The sequence below is a fragment of the Mycobacterium florentinum genome, from assembly GCF_010730355.1.
In the GTDB taxonomy this organism is placed as follows: Bacteria; Actinomycetota; Actinomycetes; order Mycobacteriales; family Mycobacteriaceae; genus Mycobacterium; species Mycobacterium florentinum.
Map to the genome: position 1 here is coordinate 4,461,916 of NZ_AP022576.1, position 18,085 is coordinate 4,480,000.

At 66.2% G+C, this 18,085-nt stretch carries 18 protein-coding genes; 11 read left to right on the forward strand and 7 right to left on the reverse strand.

Annotated features, from left to right (window positions below):
- Positions 1 to 39: 39 nt before the first annotated feature.
- Positions 40 to 354 (reverse strand): DUF4286 family protein, encoded by a 315-nt coding sequence (locus tag G6N55_RS21215; protein WP_085223976.1) that lies wholly within the window; start codon positions 352 to 354, stop codon positions 40 to 42.
- Positions 355 to 374: 20 nt separating this feature from the next.
- Positions 375 to 677: a 2Fe-2S iron-sulfur cluster-binding protein gene (locus G6N55_RS21220; RefSeq protein WP_232078811.1), complete on the reverse strand. Its 303-nt coding sequence runs from the start codon at positions 675 to 677 to the stop codon at positions 375 to 377.
- 164 nt (positions 678 to 841) lie between these two features.
- Between G6N55_RS21220 and G6N55_RS21225 the strand changes: the two genes are divergently transcribed.
- Genes G6N55_RS21225 through G6N55_RS21240 form a run of 4 tightly spaced genes read left to right on the forward strand, consistent with a single transcriptional unit; the run spans position 842 to position 4,981 of the window.
- Positions 842 to 2,245 carry a class I adenylate-forming enzyme family protein gene (locus tag G6N55_RS21225; RefSeq protein ID WP_085223682.1) on the forward strand — a complete coding sequence of 468 codons (1,404 nt, stop codon included), beginning with the start codon at positions 842 to 844 and terminating at the stop codon, positions 2,243 to 2,245.
- The gene (locus tag G6N55_RS21230; RefSeq protein WP_085223684.1) at positions 2,223 to 3,128 is read left to right on the forward strand and encodes an acyl-CoA dehydrogenase family protein; all 906 of its coding nucleotides are present in this window, start codon (positions 2,223 to 2,225) and stop codon (positions 3,126 to 3,128) included. The genes G6N55_RS21225 and G6N55_RS21230 overlap by 23 nt, the downstream gene beginning before the upstream one ends.
- Positions 3,115 to 4,212: an acyl-CoA dehydrogenase family protein gene (locus G6N55_RS21235; RefSeq protein ID WP_085223686.1), complete on the forward strand. Its 1,098-nt coding sequence runs from the start codon at positions 3,115 to 3,117 to the stop codon at positions 4,210 to 4,212. The genes G6N55_RS21230 and G6N55_RS21235 overlap by 14 nt, the downstream gene beginning before the upstream one ends.
- 1 nt (position 4,213) lies before the next feature.
- Positions 4,214 to 4,981, forward strand: a complete 768-nt coding sequence (locus G6N55_RS21240; RefSeq protein ID WP_085223688.1) for an enoyl-CoA hydratase/isomerase family protein — start codon at positions 4,214 to 4,216, stop codon at positions 4,979 to 4,981.
- A 36-nt stretch (positions 4,982 to 5,017) separates the two neighbouring features.
- On the opposite strand, the gene mbp1 is transcribed toward G6N55_RS21240, so the two are convergent.
- Positions 5,018 to 5,260: a microaggregate-binding protein 1 gene (gene mbp1, locus G6N55_RS21245; protein WP_085223690.1), complete on the reverse strand. Its 243-nt coding sequence runs from the start codon at positions 5,258 to 5,260 to the stop codon at positions 5,018 to 5,020.
- Positions 5,261 to 5,401: 141 nt separating this feature from the next.
- Entirely contained in the window at positions 5,402 to 6,271 is an 870-nt protein-coding gene (locus tag G6N55_RS21250) for a proline iminopeptidase-family hydrolase (protein ID WP_085223692.1), read from the reverse strand.
- 239 nt (positions 6,272 to 6,510) lie between these two features.
- Here G6N55_RS21250 and meaB point away from each other — a divergent pair, with 239 nt between their 5' ends.
- Positions 6,511 to 7,398, forward strand: a complete 888-nt coding sequence (gene meaB, locus G6N55_RS21255; RefSeq protein WP_085223978.1) for a methylmalonyl Co-A mutase-associated GTPase MeaB — start codon at positions 6,511 to 6,513, stop codon at positions 7,396 to 7,398.
- Positions 7,399 to 7,526: 128 nt separating this feature from the next.
- On the forward strand, positions 7,527 to 8,426 hold the full coding sequence (locus G6N55_RS21260) for a thiamine pyrophosphate-dependent enzyme (protein WP_085223694.1): 900 nt from the start codon (positions 7,527 to 7,529) through the stop codon (positions 8,424 to 8,426).
- Here the strand turns inward: G6N55_RS21260 and G6N55_RS21265 are convergent.
- Positions 8,419 to 9,072 (reverse strand): response regulator, encoded by a 654-nt coding sequence (locus G6N55_RS21265; protein ID WP_085223696.1) that lies wholly within the window; start codon positions 9,070 to 9,072, stop codon positions 8,419 to 8,421. The genes G6N55_RS21260 and G6N55_RS21265 overlap by 8 nt on opposite strands.
- A 113-nt stretch (positions 9,073 to 9,185) precedes the next feature.
- On the opposite strand from G6N55_RS21265, the gene G6N55_RS21270 reads away from it, so the two are divergent.
- Positions 9,186 to 10,403 (forward strand): sensor histidine kinase, encoded by a 1,218-nt coding sequence (locus tag G6N55_RS21270; RefSeq protein ID WP_139826940.1) that lies wholly within the window; start codon positions 9,186 to 9,188, stop codon positions 10,401 to 10,403.
- A gap of 107 nt (positions 10,404 to 10,510) precedes the next feature.
- Here the strand turns inward: G6N55_RS21270 and G6N55_RS21275 are convergent, their stop codons facing one another.
- Together G6N55_RS21275 and G6N55_RS21280 are read right to left on the reverse strand one after the other, a co-directional pair.
- Complete coding sequence (locus G6N55_RS21275) at positions 10,511 to 12,124, reverse strand: FAD-dependent oxidoreductase (RefSeq protein ID WP_085223698.1); 1,614 nt, start codon at positions 12,122 to 12,124, stop codon at positions 10,511 to 10,513.
- Between the two features lie 14 nt (positions 12,125 to 12,138).
- Positions 12,139 to 12,816, reverse strand: coding sequence for an IclR family transcriptional regulator (locus G6N55_RS21280; protein ID WP_036471559.1), 678 nt, complete (start codon positions 12,814 to 12,816; stop codon positions 12,139 to 12,141).
- A gap of 127 nt (positions 12,817 to 12,943) precedes the next feature.
- On the opposite strand from G6N55_RS21280, the gene G6N55_RS21285 reads away from it, so the two are divergent.
- The 4 genes from G6N55_RS21285 to G6N55_RS21300 are packed head-to-tail and all read left to right on the forward strand — an operon-like array spanning position 12,944 to position 18,081.
- Entirely contained in the window at positions 12,944 to 13,807 is an 864-nt protein-coding gene (locus tag G6N55_RS21285; protein ID WP_036471557.1) for an alpha/beta fold hydrolase, read from the forward strand.
- The gene (locus G6N55_RS21290) at positions 13,807 to 15,513 is read left to right on the forward strand and encodes a bifunctional 3-(3-hydroxy-phenyl)propionate/3-hydroxycinnamic acid hydroxylase (protein WP_085223700.1); all 1,707 of its coding nucleotides are present in this window, start codon (positions 13,807 to 13,809) and stop codon (positions 15,511 to 15,513) included. The genes G6N55_RS21285 and G6N55_RS21290 overlap by 1 nt, the downstream gene beginning before the upstream one ends.
- Positions 15,461 to 16,378, forward strand: coding sequence for a 3-carboxyethylcatechol 2,3-dioxygenase (locus G6N55_RS21295; protein ID WP_232078812.1), 918 nt, complete (start codon positions 15,461 to 15,463; stop codon positions 16,376 to 16,378). Before G6N55_RS21290 ends, G6N55_RS21295 begins: the two co-directional genes overlap by 53 nt.
- The gene (locus G6N55_RS21300; protein ID WP_085223705.1) at positions 16,375 to 18,081 is read left to right on the forward strand and encodes an FAD-binding protein; all 1,707 of its coding nucleotides are present in this window, start codon (positions 16,375 to 16,377) and stop codon (positions 18,079 to 18,081) included. The genes G6N55_RS21295 and G6N55_RS21300 overlap by 4 nt, the downstream gene beginning before the upstream one ends.
- Positions 18,082 to 18,085 lie beyond the last annotated feature (4 nt).

The following is an 18,085-nucleotide window of genomic DNA, read 5'->3' on the forward strand; positions in this document are numbered from 1 at the left end:
AGGGTTTCCTCTCCCGTGCGGCGGCGCAGCCGACTGCGGCTAGCCGTCGCGTTCGGTCGTCGTCTCCAGCAGTCGTGGGATCGGCGCGGGATCCAGCAGCAGTGCGTCGGACATCGTCAGCTTGCCGGCATTGGCGATCATGTTGTCCAGCACGGCCTGCAGATCGTCACCCTCGATCTCGTAGATGGCGACATAGGGGCCCTCGCCGTTGACCGGACGCAGCCGTCGCGCCGAGACGATTCCGTCCAGAGCCACTAGTTCGGGCAGATGGACTTCGTCGTACCAGGTGTTGTACTCCTGCTCGCGTTCGGGCGAACTTGGTCGACTCTCCACGAGCATGATGCCCTTGGCCATCGTCGCCACCTCTTTCGTGACTATTCGTAGCGCACCGTGACGGAATCCGTGTCGGGTACACCCTGGCACGTCAAAATGTAGCCGTCTTCCACTTCGTCGTCGTCGAGAGCGTCATTAATCCGCATGGTCGCGTGACCGTCCTCCAGAAGCGCCATGCAGGTGCCGCAGTTGCCGGCCTCGCAGTTGAACGGCGGATCCAGGCCGGCCCGTCGTGCGCTTTCCAGCAGCGTCTCGCCGGGAACGAGCGGCACCGTCGCCTTCTTGCGTTCCAGGTAGATCGTCACCGTGCCGGGCTCGGCACCGTTTGTCGTGGGATCTGCCACCCTTGGAGTCTCCTCGGTCGTCGCGGCGAGCGCCGCACGCTGGAACGGCCGCCCCCACCCGTACTTGCGTTCTTCAGTATAGAGAATACTATTCTCACTAACCGATAGCATCTTCTCTACTGCGCCGATGTCGGGTCAGCCTGGCCTGCGGGGAAGGACAGGACGTGACCGAGCCGGCCGCGCTCGTGTTTGAGGAACGGCATTTCAGCCTGCCCCAGCTCGACACGATGGCCAACGGTCTGGCCGCGGCGCTGGGCAAGAACGGTGTCGCCGCGGGCCAGCGCGTTGCCGTCATGTCGTCGAACCGGCCGGAGTTCGTCGCCGTCCTGCTGGGGATCTGGCGGCTCGATGCGACTGCGGTGCTGATCAGTCCCGCATGGAAGCGCGACGAGGTCGACCACGCGCTGGCGTTGACCGACCCGGGGCATGCCGTCGGGGACCATCCGGTGCTGGCCGGGCTGATGCCGATGCTGCACCTCGATGAACCCGTCGCCCCCGCCGAGCCGATACCGATGTCGGCACCGCCGCGCGCCGATGCGGTGCTGGTGTTCAGTTCGGGCACCACGGGTCTACCGAAGGCGGTCCGGCACACCCACGCCGCGTTGACCGACGCGGCGCGGCACTGGCGCGACGCGTTGCAACTCACCCGGCAGGACCGAATCCAGGTAGCCACCCCGCCCTCGCACATCCTGGGTCTGCTCAACATCATCACCGCGCTGCGGACCGGTGCCTGGCTGCGACTGCACCGTCGCTTCGATATCGACCGGATGCTCGACCACATCGAAAAAGACCGCATCACCATCGAAATGGCGGTCGCGCCCATCGCCCTGGCCATCGCCGCGCATCCGACACTCGAGTCATACGATTTGTCGTCACTGCGCTACATCATGTGGGGCGCAACGCCGGTCAGCGCCAGCGTCGCCGAGACCGTCACGCGGCGCACCGGCGTCGGATGGCTTCCCGCCTACGGCACCACGGAACTGCCTGTCATCGCCTGCAATCCGCTCGACGGTGCCCGGCTAGACACCGTCGGGCGCCCGGTACCGGGAGTCGAGCTACGGGTCGTCTCCCTCGAGACCGGTCAGCCGGTCGGCCCGGGCGAGGTCGGTGAGATCCAGGCGCGGTCCAGCTCGCTGATGGCGGGCTACCTGCCGGCCGACGCGACGGCCGAGGCGATGTGCGACGGCTGGTATCGCACCGGGGACGTCGGCTGGCTCGACGCCGATCGTTGGCTGCGCATCACCGACCGCCTCAAAGAGATGATCAAGGTGCGCGGCTTTCAGGTCGCACCGGCCGAAATCGAGACGGTGTTGCACGGGCATCCCGCCGTCAAAGACTGTGCGGTGTTTGGAATTCCGGACGGGATCAACGGGGAAGCCGTCGTTGCCGCGGTCGCCACGCACGCGCCGGTCGACGCTGCCGCCCTCACCGCCCGGGTGGATGAGAAGCTGGCGTCCTACAAGCATCTGAGCCGGGTCGTGTTCGTGCCTGATATCCCCCGCCTGCCTTCGGGCAAGGTGCTGCGCCGAGTGCTGAAGGAGCGCTATGGATGTACGTCTGACAGCTGAACAGCAACAGTTGCGTGATGCCGCCGCGAAGCTGGCCGATGATCTCGGGCCGGCCACCGTGGCGGACCTCGCCGACGACAGCCGAATTGCCAGGCTGGACAAGCAGATTGCGGCGACGGGCTGGAGATCGCTGCGCTCCGACGGAGCCTCCGGCGTCGAGGTCGCCATTGTCGCTGAGGAATTCGGGCGCCGGTTGGTCGACACACCGTTCCTGGGTCCGGTGCTGGCCGACGACCTCGCACATCGCGTCGGTGCCGACGCCGCCGACGCGACGGTGGCCTTCGACGATCGCGCGATCGACGCGCGCGGCGCCCGTCGCGCCTTGTCGCTCGGCGGCAACACGGTGCTGGCTGCGGACCTCGGCGCCGTGCGCGCCGGCGCCGACTTGACCAGAGCCGAAGCCGAATTGGCGGACTCCCCCGAGACACTGGGCGAGCTGGCCGACGACGCGGTGGCCCGCTGGTATGCGCTCGCGTTGGTCACCACTTCGGCGGACCTGGTCGGAATCGCCCGGGGCGCGCAGGCCGTCGCGTGCGACTACGCGAAAATCCGCGAGCAGTACGGCAAGCAGATCGGCTCGTATCAGGCCGTCGCCCACCTGCTGGCCGAAAGCCTTGCCCTGATTGAAGGTTCGGTCAGCGTGCTGCGGCACGCCGCCTGGGGTGTCGACGAACTCGAGCCGGCGCAGGCCATCCGGGCCGCCCAGATCGCGAAGGTCTACTGCGCGCGTGCCACCAGAACGGTCTGCGAGACCGCGGTTCAGGTGCACGGCGGCATCGGCAATACCTGGGAATGCATCGCGCACGTCTACCTGCGCCGCGCCCTGACCTCGACAGAGCTGTGGCCCGTCACGTTGAAGGAGATCGATCTTGGACTTTCGTGACTCACCCGAAGAGGCGGCCTTCCGCGATCGACTGCGCACCTGGCTTTCGGCGCACGCCAAGGAATACTCCGGCTCCGGCGACGAGTACTGGGAGCGCATGGCCGACTGGCATCGCGCCCTGTACGAGAACGGCTTTTTCGGCCTGTCCTGGCCACGCGATTGGGGCGGGCAGGACCTGGCGCCGGTGTACGACGTCATCGTCGACGAGGAGCTGGTGCGCGCCGGTGCCCCGCCGCGCCCGAGTGTTGGCTACCTGGTGTACGGCATCGGCGAACACGCCAGCGATGAGGTCCGGAAACGCTTCCTGCCCGGCATCATCAACGGCACCGAGCGCTGGTGCCAAGGCTTTAGCGAACCGGGCGCCGGCTCGGACCTGGCATCGCTGACCACGACCGCCACCCGGGTCGGCGACAACTACGTCATCCACGGTCACAAGATCTGGACGAGCTACTCCGACGTGGCCGACTGGTGTCTGCTGCTGGCCCGTACCGATCCCGAGGCGAAGCGACACCGGGGACTGTCTGCGTTCGTGATCGCGATGAAACAGCCTGGTGTGCAACAACGTCCGCTGCAGATGATGAACGGGGTCACCAACGAATTCGGTCAGGTGTTCTTCGACGGCGCCACGGTGCCGGCCGACCGGATGGTCGGTGCCCCCGGTGACGGCTGGGCGGTCGCGATGACCGTCGTCGGGCACGAGCGCGAACCGTCCACCCTCGGTTACGCCGCCCGATACGGCAAGCTCGTCCGACAACTGTTGGCGCACTGGATTGATCGCGAAAGCCCGGTTCCTGAGGAGCTCGCCTGGGCGGCGGTTCAGTCGGACATGCTGACGCATCACGTGCGGCGGCGGTTGTCCGAACAGCTGGATGGGGTGTCGCACGGGTCGGAAGGCTCGCTGGACAAGTTACTGATGACCTGGGTCGAGCAATCCGTTGGGCATGCCGCACTGGCGGTCGCCGGGACCCGCGATCCGGATCTGCTCAGTGCCTACCTGTACAGCCGCGCGCAGAGTGTCATGGGCGGGACATCGCAGATACAGAAAAATATCATCGCTTCACGCATCTTGGGATTGGGAGTCTGACGTGTACGACATGCCTGCTGAAATCGACGTCCGCGCCGACGGTGCGCTGCGGATCATCACGCTGAACCGGCCGGATTCGCTGAACTCGGTCAACGATGATCTGCACTCCGGGCTCGCGCGGATATGGCAGCGGTTGACTGATGACCCAGGCGCTCGCGCGGCGGTGATTACCGGCGCGGGCCGGGCATTTTCGGCCGGTGGCGATTTCGGTTATCTCGAGGAACTGTCCAACGACGCCGACCTGCGGGCCAAAACCATCCGCGACGGACGCGAGATCGTATTGGGCATGGCACGATGCCGAATTCCTTTGGTGGCGGCGGTAAATGGGCCCGCCGTCGGGCTGGGCTGCAGCCTGGTGGCGCTGAGCGACATCGTCTACATCGCCGAAGACGCCTACCTCGCCGACCCGCACGTGCAGGTGGGTTTGGTCGCCGCCGACGGTGGGCCGCTGACCTGGCCGCTGCATATCAGCCTGTTGCTGGCCAAGGAGTACGCGCTGACCGGCACTCGCATCAAAGCGCAGCGCGCCGTCGAACTCGGGCTGGCCAACCATGTGGCGGACGACCCGGTCGCGGAGGCAATCGCTTGTGCCAAAAAGATTTTGGAGTTGCCGCAGCAAGCCGTTGAGAGCACCAAACGGGTGCTCAACATTCACCTGGAGCGGGCGGTGCTGGCCAGCCTGGACTATGCCCTGGCGGCCGAAAGTCAGTCGTTCGTGACCGAGGACTTCCGGGCCAACGTCGCCAAGTTCAACGCCGCCAAGAACTGAGCCGCACCTCGCGGCTCAGTCCGTTGGCGGGCGTGACTAGCTCTTAGCCGCGGCCTTCTCGCGGGCTTCGGCCGTCTTCTCGGCACCGCGCGCTGCCTCGGCCTGGGCCTCCTTCTTGGCCACGTCGCGCTGCGCTTTGGCCTTGTCCTGCTGGGCGCGACCTTCCTTGCGGAGACTTTCGTTGTCGATCAGGATGCCGACGATCTCCTTGGTCTTTCCGATGGCATCCTCGATGATGCCCTTGATGCCTTCCACGATTCCATTGTCGCGGTCACTCATGATGGAGCCCCCTTGGTGAGACGTTGATGGTCTAATGCCCGTACCCGAAGAGGTCGGCCCAGCAACGTTTTAATCGGCGCGTCTGGTGTGGTGTCGGTCACCCCGTCCGCTCACCAGCGGCGATGGTCTTCGGGCCCGGGCTCAGAGGTCGTGATGCCGCAAGAAGTCCCGCATCACCTCATCGAACCGGTCCGGTTCTTCGATGAACGGCATGTGCGAACTCGACTCGAACAACTCGAACCGCGAGTCCTTGATCCGTTGGTGCATTGCCCACATATGCTCGTGGTCGCATTCGTCGTACCTGCCCGCGACGACGAGGGTCGGCAGGGTGATCTCGGTCAACCGGTCGAATACGTCCCAGTTGCTGACGTTCCCGACGATGCGAAAGTCGCTGGGGCCGAACATCGTTTCGAAGACTTCGGCTCCCATCCGGATGAACGCTTCCTGAAGCTCCGGCGGCCACGGGTGAACGCGGCACAGATACGTCTCGTTCCAGGTGCGGATTGCGTCCTGGTATTCGGGCGAGTGTGTGGTGCCGGCGGCTTCGTGGCGGTCGATGGCGGATTGGGTGTCCGGGTCCAAGTCGCGCTTGAGCCGGGTGACCATGTCCGAAAACGCCGGGATGGACGCGATGCTGTTCGAGATCGTCAGGCTGACCGCGGTCGACGGGACGTCGAGCAGGTACTGCTGTGCCAGCATTCCGCCCCACGAGTTGCCGAACATGTGGAAGCGTTCCAGGCCGAGCGCACCGATGACGGCGTCCACTTCGGCGACCGAGCGTTGAATCGTCCAAAGTTGGGTGTCCGACGGGCATTCGGAGTTTCCGCAGCCGAGCTGATCCCAGAAGATGACCTCGCGTTCATCCGCCAGGCGTTGCAGCGAAAGCAGATAGTTGTGCGGTACGCCGGGCCCGCCGTGAATGACCAGCAGCGGAAGACCCGGCCCACCGCCGACGCGTTTGAACCAAACCTTTCCGCCCGGGACCGCGATGGTCCCCTCTGAGTGAGTCATGGCTGCGCGCCGCCTCCCTACGTCCGAAAGAGCAGTGTCCGCGGATCGCACGAAATCGTAGTCCGCGTGCCGATCGCCCACGAGGTACATCCTTGCAACTAAGACTCTCATTCTGAGAGAATGTTGTTCTCATGAATCTGCGGCCCGCTCTCATATCCCGCGCTGCGCCGTCTGAACTGGAGAAGAGCCGTGCCTGAAGCTGTGATCGTGTCCGCCCCGCGCGTCTCCATAATGTGTTCATGACCATCGCCGACCTAATCGCCGGAGCGCGCAACGGATCTCAGCGCGCGGCGGGTCGGCTGCTCAGCCTCGTCGAGGGCGACCAGCGCGACGAGGTGCTGGCCGGCATCGGCCCGGCAAGCGCGCTCTCGGTGCGCGTCGTCGGTATCACCGGGCCGCCCGGCGCGGGTAAGTCGACCACGGTCGCGGCCCTCGTCGGCGCCTATCGCGAGCGTGGCTGCCGGGTGGCCGTGCTGGCCGTGGACCCCTCATCGCCGTTCAGCGGCGGCGCGATACTGGGAGATCGCATCCGAATGGCCGCGCATATCAACGACTCTGACGTGCTGATTCGCTCGGTGGCAAGCCGCGGACACCTCGGCGGTCTGGCCGCCGCGGTCCCGGCGGCCATTCGCCTGCTGGGCGCGATCGGTTACGACACGGTGCTGCTGGAAACCGTGGGGGTGGGGCAGTCGGAGATCGAGATTGCCGCCGTGGCCGACCCCACCATCGTCATTCTCAACCCGGGGGCGGGAGACGCCGTGCAGGCCGCGAAGGCCGGCGTGCTGGAAGTCGCCGACATCGTGGCGGTCAACAAGGCCGACCGCGAAGGTGCCGAACAGACGGTGCGCGACCTGCGGGCCGAGACCAAGGCTCCCATCGTCAGCCTGATCGCCGCCCGGGGTGAGGGGGTCGACGACCTGCTCGCCGCCATCGACGATCATCACCGCACCGACAGCCGGGAGCGTCGGGTGGCGCGCGCCCGCGCCCAAATCCTGTCGCTGGCTCAAAGCCAGTTGCGGTCCCAGCCGGATCTCGAAGGGCTCGCCCAGTCGGTGGTCGACGGCCGGGACGACCCCTACTCGGCCGCCGCGCGACTGCTGTTGCGCGCAGGTCAGGACCAGGACTGATCTTCGCTTGTCCCCCGATCGGGGGACAAGGCGTTCATCTGGATTCTGGCCCGATCGGCGGAGGTTTGCCCAGCTAAACCGGCCTAACTTAACTCTGGTATCCACGACGAGTTAAGGAGACCCCGAAGATGACTCGCACACCCGAAATGTCAGCGGCACGGTTACGCGACCAGCTGGAGCTGTACCGCCAAATGTGGGTCTTGCGCCTGCTCGACATGGCGGTGGAGGAGTTGCGCATCGACGGTCGTCTCAACCAGCCGGTGCAGACCGCATGCGGCCAGGAGGCCGTCGCCATCGGCACCGCCGCGGCACTTCGTCCGGGCGACCTCATGACCACCGGCATCATCCATCTGCAGCACGCCCAGCAGATCGGTTGCTCGCTGCCGCTGGGTCCGGCCATCGCCGCACTGATCGGCCCCGACTTCGGCCCGGACAGCGACGAGGCCGCTCCGTTCGTGGCGTCGATTCGTGGATTGTCCGCCTCCTCAAGCGCTTTGCAGCAGTCACCGCTGCTGGCCGTGGGCCACGCCTACGGCAAGCAGCTGATCGACGACGGCAGAGTCACGGTGTGCGCCATGCAAACTCGCGATGTGAAGTCCGCGGACTTCGCCGAGGCCGCGCAGATCGCCATGTCCTGGCAGCTTCCGGTGGTGTTCGTCGTCGAGAACGCACGTCAGGCCACCGACACGGCCGACTACCACGGCATGCCGGTGCTTGCCGTCGACGGCAACGACGTTGAGGCGGTTCGTAACTCGGTTGCCGAAGCCGTGCAACGCGCAAGCGCGGGCGAAGGTCCCGTTCTGGTTCAGGCAGTGACCCGACGCGCGATTGGTGTCTCCTCGGTCGACCCCCTGGTCTTCGAAAGGCAGCGTCTGATCAGCGGCGGCATCAGTGCCGGCCACCTCTACGAGGTGGAGCGCCGGGCGCGCCACCTGGTCGCCGAGGCCGAGGCCCACGCGAGGGCGATGTTGGCCGAAGAGCAGCCGGCGCCGATTCGGGAGCCGGAAAGCTGGCCGGCAGCTAGTTGAGCAGACCTTGCCGCATTGCCTCGGCGACAGCGGCCGCACGATCGCTGACCCCGAGCTTCTCGTATAGCCGTTGCACGTGCGTTTTGACCGTGGACGGTGCCACGAACAGCTCGCCCGCGATCGCGGGGATGCTTTGACCGCGAGCAATCCGATTGAGTACCTCGCGCTCCCGGGCGGACAGGACCGGAGCCGACGGTTCGGCTCGCTGCCGAATCTGCGCGGCAAGGCCTCCGGCCAGCGAGGGTGCGACCACGTCGTTTCCGTTCGCGCAATCGAGTACGGCTTTGACGATCTCGGTGCGCGTCGAGTCCTTGAGCAGAAAACCGGCGGCACCCTGTTGCAGCGCCTGATACACGATCGCCGCCTCGTCGTGGGCCGACAGCAGCAACACGCGGGTGGGCAATTCGTTGCTGCGCACCGCCGCGGCCACCTGCGCGCCATCCATGCCGGGCATCCGGAAGTCGAGCAACGCGACGTCGGGCCGGTGCTCCTTGATCAGTTCCAGCGCTTGCGTGCCGTCGTCCGCCTCGCCGACGACGTTCACCTCACCGCTGAGCGCAAGTGCGCGCACAACGCCTTCACGGAAGAGCGGGTGATCGTCGCCGACAACGACGCGGACCTTCTCGGGCGTTGCTCCGCCAGTCATGGCGGACAGCTTAGCCGGTTAGGGCAAAGGTGAAGTGGGAAGTTCGGGGCTTGCTGCTTGGTATTTCCTCTAGTTGCTTCGGGGGAACCGACATCCATGGTTACGGTGATCGGGTGACGGAGATCGGCGACGCAGAACTGCAGCGAGCACGCAGGGTTCATCAGCTGCGTTCGTACCGAATCGCGTCGGTGATACGGATCGGCGTGGTGGCGCTGATGGTCGCCGCCATGATCATCGGTACTCCTCGTCATGAATGGCGCCAGCAAAGCGTATTGATCATCCTGTACGTGGTAATCGCGCTCTGTGCTCTGGCGCGCGCGTTTTCTCCGTTTCAATGGCTCCAGCGGGGGCGGTTGATCGGGATCGGCCGCCTCGAGCCATTCGGATTCACTGTCATTGACGTCGTGACGGTGACGGTCTTTCAGGTGTTGTCTACCGACGGCATAGATCCACTGCTGATCATGATGGTGCTCCCCATCTTCATCGGCCTCGATGTCTCGTCGCGGCGGGCGGCAGTGGTGCTGGCCTGCTCGATGGTGGGGTTTCTCGTTGCGGTGCTTGAAGATCCATCGATGCGAGACGAATTCGGACTCTCCGAGTGCCTGTTTCGGTTCGCGCTTTACGCCGTTCTCTGCGGCACGGCCTACCTGGCGGTACGCACGGAGGAGCGGCACACGCGCGCTATCGCGGGGCTGAGCGCGCTGCGGGAAGAATTGCTCGCCCAGACGATGACCGCCTCCGACGTGCTGCAGCGCCGCATTTCGGAATCTATTCACGACGGACCGCTGCAAGATGTTCTGGCGGTGCGCCAGGAGGTCGTCGAGATCAGGGCCGCGCACCCCGGTGACGACCGTGTCGAGCGCGCGCTCGCCGGTCTTCAGACCGCCTCGCAGAGCTTGCGGCAGGCCACTTTTGAATTGCATCCGGCGGTGCTCGAGCAGGCCGGCCTGGGAGCCGCGGTGCAGGAGTTGGCCTCCTACACCCAGCGACGTTCGGGCATCGAGGTCAGCACCGATATCGATTACCCGATCCGCGATGAGATCGACCGGATCATCTTCGGCGTGGTCCGCGAACTGCTGTCCAATGTTGTGCACCACTCGAACGCTCAGCACGCATCGGTCACGCTCGGGATCACCGACCGCAGATGTGTGTTGAACGTGACCGATGATGGGGTCGGATTCGACGGTGAGACCATGGCGCGCCGTCTGGGGGAGGGCCACATCGGATTGGAATCGCATCGGACGCGGGTGGATGCGGCCGGCGGCATCTTCCTCTTCCTCGATGCCCCGGTGGGCACTCACATCTGCGTGGAAATGCCGCTGAAGTCGTGACCCGCGCGGGTGCCGTTCCGATAGCAACCGCGCGCGAGACTTAAACCATTGCGGCCCCGCACGGCGTGTCGCCGCCAAGGTTTAAGTGTCGCGGTGACAGGCCACGGCTACCGCAGGTCGACGGACTTCCCGGTGGCCGCGGCGTAGCCCGCGCGGTAACCGAAAACCATTGCCGGACCGATGGTTCCGCCGGCGCCGCCGTAGGCCCGTCCGGTCGCACCGGCCATCGCATTGCCCGCGGCGAACAGGCCCGGGATGGGCTCCCCGCTGACGTGCAGCACCCGACCGTCGTGGTCGGTGCGCGGCCCGCCCTTGGTGCCCATCGCACCGATGCACACCGGCACCGCGTAATACGGCGCGGTGTCGATCGGGCCGAGCGTCTTTCCGGCGGCCGTGGTGGCGCTGTCGTCGCCCCAATAGCCGTCGTACGCACTGGAACCGCGGCCGAAGTCGGGATCGGCATCCGCGGCGACGTGACGGTTCCACTGCTCGATCGTGCGGATCAGACCCTCGGCGTCGATACCGGTCTTGGCGCCCAGTTCATTGAGGTCCGCGGATTCGCAGAACCAGTCGGGTACCGGCTCGCCAGGAGCGATACCCAGAAATCCATAGCGCTGCAAGTGAACTGAATCGAACACCATCCAGCCGCGATCGTTGACGTACCCGCCCCGGGGGTCCAGGTAGTGGAACGCCCCGGCCATCGAGTTGTAATCGCATGCCTCGTTGACGAATCGGTGCCCGGCCTGGTTGACGATGATGCTTCTCGGCCGCGTCCGCTCCAGTCGCACGCTGCGGCTGCGCTGCTTGCCCTCGATGGTGTCGCCGGGGATCTGCACGATCGGGACCCACCACGCCTCGCCCATGTTGGCCAGATCCGCGCCGTGGGCCATTGCCATCCGCAGCCCGTCGCCGGTGTTGTTCGGCGGCGAGACCGCACCGTGCATCGGGCCGCGCAGGAAGGCTTGTACCAGACTCGGATCCCATTCGAAGCCACCGACACCCAGGACCACCCCTCGGCGCGCGCGCACGTTGATGCGCTTGCCGGCCAGGGCAATTCGAACACCGGTGATTTCGCCGTCCTCGGCAATGAGTTCCTCGGCGCGGGCGTTGGTCCGCGGTGTTACCCCGGCGTCGAGTAATCCCTTGAGCAGCCCCGCGATCAGCGCGGTGCCGGCGACACACAGATCGCTGCCCTCCTCGACCGTGACGTGCAGGCGCGCCCGGGTTTCGGCATCGATACCGACGTTGGACCAGTCGGCGGGAAACGACGTGATCCGATTGCCCCACTCGCCGATCTGGTTCAGGTCGAAGGGGCCCGCACTCAGCGACCGGCCCCCCTTCGGCTGCCCGCCCGGCAGCTCCGGGCGGTAATCGGGGAAACCGGCGGCGATTTCGAAGCGCAGGGCGCTGTGGCCCTCGACGAATTCCAACATCCTCGGGCCGGTCCGCACGAACGTCTCGACCAGCGCGTCGTCCATCGTGCCGAAGGACTGTGCGCGCAGGTAGCGCAGCGCGTCGGTTTCCGTCAATTCGCCTTCGGGAGAACGGTTATGGGCGGGGATCCACACGACGCCACCCGAGACCGCGGTGGTCCCGCCGACGGTCGGGGCCTTCTCGAACACCGCGACGGAGGCGCCGGCGGCCACCGCCGACAGTGCGGCGGTCAGCCCGGCCCCGCCGGTGCCGAGCACGACGACATCGACTTCGGAGTCCCAAGACATCAACTGCAATCCCTTCAGCTCAGCAGCTCGGACAACTGCTTGGCGGCTTTGACGACCGCCTCCCGGCCGCGCATCACGACGTCTTCCCGGTGGGAGATGAGGTTGATGCAAGTCGGGGGGGACGGTGCCGGGCGGTCGACGGCCACGGCCAGGCCGTAGGTGTTCGGTTCGATCTCGCCGTAGGTCGTCACCCAGCCACGCTCGCGCGCTCGGGACACCAGATCCCGTTCGCCCGGGCGCGGGGGCAGGCTTGCGAGCAAGGCGATTCCGGCGGCCCCGCGATCGAGCGGATACCGGCTGCCCTCGTGGAAGGACAGTTGGTAGGCGACGTGGCTCGGCACGATCACCGCGACCGCCACCTGCTGATCGCCCTCGGCGACGAGCAACGACACCGTGGTGCCCAGCTCGTCGGCCAGGGCACGCAGCGTCGGCAGGCTCAGCTGGCGCACATTGCGGTCGAACGAGGCGCCGAGCACCGCGAGGCCGGCGGCCGGCCGGTAGCGCCCGTCTTCTCCCTTGGCCACCAACCGAAATTGGGCCAGTGTCGACAGCAGGCGGTAGGCGATGGTCCGGTGCACCCCGATCTGGTCGGCGAGCTGCTGGACGGTCAGTCCGGCCGGGGAATCCGCCACCAATTGCAGCGCGGTGATCCCCCTGGCCAGCGTCTGCGAGCCGGTACCCGAACCCGTCACAGCCTTGACATACCTCCACGCGAGAGCGAAGCTCTATTATATAACGCACGCTAGTGTGCGATATTCGCACACATGGTAAGTCTAAAACGAGAACCAGATTTCCACCAGTAGTAGGCAGAGAGGAACCGTGGCCGAGTTCGAGAGCATCTGGAGTGACCTGCAGGGGGTCGCGTTTGAGCAGGGCTATCTCAACGCCGGCGGAGTCCGGACCCGCTACTTGCGCGCCGGCGATCCCGGCAAGCCGGTGTTGATGCTGCTGCACGGATCCGGCGGCCACGCCGAGGCTTACGTGCGCAATCTGGGTGCGCACGCCGAACATTTCTGGACCTGGTCGATCGACATGCTGGGGCACGGGTACACCGACAAGCCGGGCCACCCGCTGGAGGTCAGCCATTACGTCGAGCACCTGATGGCCGTGTTGCGCACCATCGGTGTGAACCGCGCCTGCATCAGCGGCGAATCGCTCGGCGGCTGGGTGGCCGCCCGCACCGCGGTCGACCATCCGGATGTGGTTGAGCGACTTGTCCTCAACACCGCCGGCGGCTCCCAGGCCGATCCGGTGGTGATGAAACGGATCATCACGCTGTCCATGGCGGCCGCGGAGAATCCGACCTGGGAGACGGTGCAAGCCCGCATCAAATGGCTGATGGCCGACAAGTCCAAGGATTACGACGACCTGGTCGCCAGCCGCCAACGGGTGTACCGGCAACCGGGATTCGTCTCGGCCATGAGCGACATCATGGCGTTGCAGGACCCCGAGATTCGCGCGCGCAACATTCTCGGCCCGGCCGAATACGGGTCGATCGTCGCGCCGACACTGGTGCTGTGGACCAGTGACGACCCCACCGCCGACGTCACCGAGGGACGGCGGATGGCATCGATGATCCCGGGCGCGCGCTTCGAGGTGATGCCCGGTTGTGGTCACTGGCCGCAGTACGAGGACGCCAAGACCTTCAACCAGTTGCATCTCGACTTCCTGCTGGGACGCTGATGGCAACAGATGGGCACCAGAAACCAGATGTCGACGTCGTCATCGTCGGCGCGGGTCCGGTCGGCTTGACGCTGGCCAATATCCTTGGCGCCCAAGGTGTCCGCACGCTGCTGGTCGACGAGCGGGACACGCTCATCGACTACCCCCGCGGAGTCGGCCTGGACGACGAGTCGTTGCGCACCTTCCAGTCGATCGGGCTGGTCGATCGCGTCCTGCCGCACACGGTGCCGAACCAGATCCTGCGTTTCTTCGACGGCAAGCGCCGGGTGCTCGCCGAAATGGCGCCGCCCGACGCGCGTTTCGGTTGGCCGAAGCGCAACGGATTCGTCCAGCCGCTCGTCGACGCCGAACTGCTGGCCGGCCTGGACAGATTCGACTGTGTCGAGGTGCGCTGGAGCCGGCCGATGACGGCCTGCGCGGAAACCGCCGACGGGGTCACGGTCGAACTCGGCGGCGACGGCGAGAGCTCGACGGTGCGCGCCCGCTACGTCGTGGGCTGCGACGGCGGTCGCAGTATGACCCGCCGGGTGATGGGGGTGTCGTTCGACGGGACGACGTCGTCGACGCGGTGGCTGGTGGTCGACATCGCCAACGACCCGCTGGGTCACCCCAACAGTGAGGTGGGTGCCGACCCCGAACGTCCGTATGCGTCGATTTCGATCGCGCACGGAATTCGCCGCTTCGAGTTCATGATTCACGCCGACGAGACCGACGAGCAGGCCGAGGACCCGGCGTTCCTGCAGCAGATGCTGGCCCGCATGGTGCCGCAACCCGACCGGGTCGACGTGATCCGGCGCCGCGTGTACACCCACCATTCGCGAATCGCCGGGGCGTTCCGCAGCGGCCGGCTGTTGCTGGCCGGCGACGCCGCGCACCTGATGCCGGTGTGGCAGGGGCAGGGCTACAACAGCGGAATCCGGGACGCGGCGAACCTGGGCTGGAAACTGGCCGCGGTGGTCAACGGCCTGGCCGACGACAAATTGCTGGACACCTACGACATGGAACGACGCAAGCACGCGCGAGCCATGATCGACCTGTCCACGATGGTGGGCCGGGTCATCTCGCCGACCAACCGTCGCGTCGCCACCGCGCGCGACCTGCTGGTGCGGTCGGCGTCAATCGTGCCCACGCTCAAGCGTTATGTGCTCGAGATGCGCTTCAAGCCGATGCCGCGCTACGAGCATGGGGCCGTTGTGCATTCGGCGTCGCACCGCGGTGAATCGCCGGCCGGCACGCTGTTCATCCAGCCCCGGGTCGACACCCGGACTCGGCAAGACGTCCTGCTGGACGACGTGTTGGGCCCGTGGTTCGCGGTGCTGTGCTGGAACAACAACCCGCGCATGATTCTCGGAGACGAGGCGTTTGCGAAGTGGAAGGCATTGGGCGCCCGCTTTGTTGCGCTGCGGCCGCAGACTCAGCTGCACTGGACCGGGCACGACGACCCGGATGTCGTCGTCGTGGGCGATCGCACCGGAGGCCTCAAGGCCTGGTTCGACGTGCACCCCGAATCGGTGGTGTTCCTGCGTCCCGATCGGTGCATCGCGGGTGCCTGCATCGCCCAGCTCTCTCCCGAACTCAGCGCGTCGCTGCTCGATGCCCTCACGCTCATCCCGAAAGGGGGTGATGTCGACAGTGGCAATGGCTCTGTGCTGTATGTCCCACAGCCCGCTCCTGAATCTTCCGGGGCCGTCGCGGGACCTGCTTGAGGACGTCGAAGGCGCCATCGCGCAGGCTGCCGAATTCGTCCGCGATTACGATCCCGAGCTTGTCGTCATCTTTTCGCCGGACCACTACAACGGTTTCTTCTACAAGACGATGCCGTCGTTCTGTATCGGCTTGAACGCCACCGGGGTTGGCGATTACGGAACGCATGCCGGTCCGCTCGACGTCCCGACCGAGCTGGCCTCGCAGTGCGCCGAGGCCGTTCTCGACGCGGGCGTCGACGTGGCGGTATCGGCCAGCATGGACGTCGATCACGGCACCGTCCAGCCGCTGGAGAAGCTGTTCGGGGACGCGTTGTCGCGTTCGGTCATACCGATTTTCGTCAATGCGGTCGCGGTGCCGCTGGGACCGCTGCACCGGTGCCGCGCACTGGGCGCTGCCGTCGGCAACTATCTGGCCACCGTGGACAAGCGAGTCTTGGTGATCGGGTCCGGTGGACTCTCGCACAGTCCGCCGGTGCCGACGCTGGCGACCGCGCCCGAAGCGGTCCGGGAGCGCATCGTGCAGGGCCGGCCGATGACACCAGAGCAACGGCAAGCCAGGCAGGCCGCCGTCATCGAGGCGGCCAAGGCCTTCGCCGGCGGCGAGAGTGATCTGCAACCGCTGAATCCGGCGTGGGACCACCGCTTCCTGGAGATCATCGACGCCGGCCGGCTCGACGAGTTCAACCTCTGGTCGAACGCGTTCGTGCTTTACGAGGGTGGCAGCTCCGCGCACGAAGTCCGCACCTGGATAGCGGCTTTCGCCGCACTGGAGACCGCGGGCCGCTACGAGACGGCGCTGCGCTACTACAAGCCGGCCGAAGAGCTGATCGCCGGGTTCGCGATCAGGACGGCGATGCCGGCATGACGGATACGAACGGCTTCGATCACGTCGTCGACGTATTGATCGTCGGCTCCGGCGGTGGCGGCATGGCCGCCGCTCTGACCGCGCATGCCTGCGGCCTCGATGCGCTGGTGGTCGAAAAAGCTTCCTATTTCGGCGGTTCCACCGCGTTGTCCGGCGGCGGCATCTGGGTTCCCGGTGCGCCCGCACAACGGCGCGAGGGCTACTCCCCGGATCCCGAAGGCGTGGTCGAATACCTACTCAGGATCACCGAGGGCCTGGTCAGCGAGGCGCGCATCCGCCAGTACGTCGAGTCGGCGCCGAAAATGCTGGAGTTCCTCGAAGGGCTCTCCAGCTGGTTCGAATTCGTCTGGAAGCCCGGCTATGCCGACTACTACCCGGAGTTGCCCGGCGGCTCCGAACTCGGTAGCACCATCAACGTGCCGGCCATCGATCTGCGGAAGCTGGGTGCCGACGAGCAGCTGATGCTCAAGCCGCTGGCGCTTGCTCCCCGGGGAATCTGGCTGGGCCCCAAAGACCTTCGCACCTTCTACCGAATCAGGCAGTCGTGGGCCGGCAAGGGCGTGCTGCTCAAGCTGGTCTGGCGGATGTTCAAGGCGCGAGCCTTCAACGAGCGGATGGCCGCGATCGGCCAGTCGCTGGTGGCCCGGCTGCGGCTGGCCATGCGGGAGAACGGTATTCCGCTGTGGCTGGACGCGCCGATGATCGAGTTGCTCACCGACGCCGACGGATCGGTGAGCGGAGCGGTGCTCGAACGGGACGGCGCCAAGCAACGCATCGGTGCCCGCCGGGGCGTCATCCTGGCTTCCGGGGGCTTCGATCACGACCTCGCCTGGCGCAAGGAGCAGCTGCCCGTTGTAGACCAGGACTGGAGCTTCGGCAACCCCGTCGCGATGGGCGACGGCATCCGCGCCGGTGAAAAGGTGGGCGCGGCGACCGATCTGCTGGACGAGGCCTGGTGGTTCCCGGCCATCCAATGGCCGGACGGCCGAATGCAATTCATGCTCAACGAACGGATGATGCCGTCGCAGTTCATCGTCAACGGCGAGGGCAAGCGGTTCATCAACGAAGCGGCGCCGTACATGGACTTCGGCCACGCCATGATCGACGGCCAGAAATCCGGGGTACCCCACATCCCGTGCTGGTTGATCACCGACCATCGCTCGTGGAAGCGCTACGTCGTCGGCGGCCACCTGCCGCTACCGAAGATCCCCGGCGCTCCGGTACCCACCGGGCGCAAGATCCCGAAGGCCTGGCTGGAGTCCGGCGTCGTCAAGGCGGCGACCAGCTGGGACGAGATGGCGACCAAAATCGGTGTCCCGGCAGCCGAACTTCGCGCCACCGCAGCGCGTTTCAACGAACTCGCGTGCAGGGGTCACGACGACGATTTCAACCGAGGGGACAGCGTCTACGACAACTACTACGGCGATCCGACCCTGCCCAACCCCAATCTGTATCCGTTGGGCGACCCGCCCTACTACGCGTTCCGCATCGTGCTCGGCGACCTCGGGACCTCGGGTGGTCTGCTGACCGACGAATACGCCCGAGTGCTGCGGCCCGACGGCACCATCGTGTCCGGGCTGTACGCGGTGGGTAACACCTCCGCGCCGGTGATGGGCCGCAGCTATGCGGGCGCCGGGGCGACCATCGGCCCCGCCATGACCTTCGGCTTCGTCGCCGCGAAACACCTTGCCAGCCAGGCCTAGTCTC

Bases quoted from the DNA above. Each gene is read 5' to 3' on its own strand.
- G6N55_RS21215 (WP_085223976.1), bottom strand. From the start codon at position 354: ATGGCCAAGGGCATCATGCTCGTGGAGAGTCGACCAAGTTCGCCCGAA.
- G6N55_RS21230 (WP_085223684.1), top strand. From the start codon at position 2,223: ATGGATGTACGTCTGACAGCTGAACAGCAACAGTTGCGTGATGCCGCC.
- mbp1 (WP_085223690.1), bottom strand. From the start codon at position 5,260: ATGAGTGACCGCGACAATGGAATCGTGGAAGGCATCAAGGGCATCATC.
- G6N55_RS21250 (WP_085223692.1), bottom strand. From the start codon at position 6,271: ATGACTCACTCAGAGGGGACCATCGCGGTCCCGGGCGGAAAGGTTTGG.
- meaB (WP_085223978.1), top strand. From the start codon at position 6,511: ATGACCATCGCCGACCTAATCGCCGGAGCGCGCAACGGATCTCAGCGC.
- G6N55_RS21260 (WP_085223694.1), top strand. From the start codon at position 7,527: ATGACTCGCACACCCGAAATGTCAGCGGCACGGTTACGCGACCAGCTG.
- G6N55_RS21265 (WP_085223696.1), bottom strand. From the start codon at position 9,072: ATGACTGGCGGAGCAACGCCCGAGAAGGTCCGCGTCGTTGTCGGCGAC.
- G6N55_RS21275 (WP_085223698.1), bottom strand. From the start codon at position 12,124: ATGTCTTGGGACTCCGAAGTCGATGTCGTCGTGCTCGGCACCGGCGGG.
- G6N55_RS21290 (WP_085223700.1), top strand. From the start codon at position 13,807: ATGGCAACAGATGGGCACCAGAAACCAGATGTCGACGTCGTCATCGTC.
- G6N55_RS21295 (WP_232078812.1), top strand. From the start codon at position 15,461: ATGTCCCACAGCCCGCTCCTGAATCTTCCGGGGCCGTCGCGGGACCTG.
- G6N55_RS21300 (WP_085223705.1), top strand. From the start codon at position 16,375: ATGACGGATACGAACGGCTTCGATCACGTCGTCGACGTATTGATCGTC.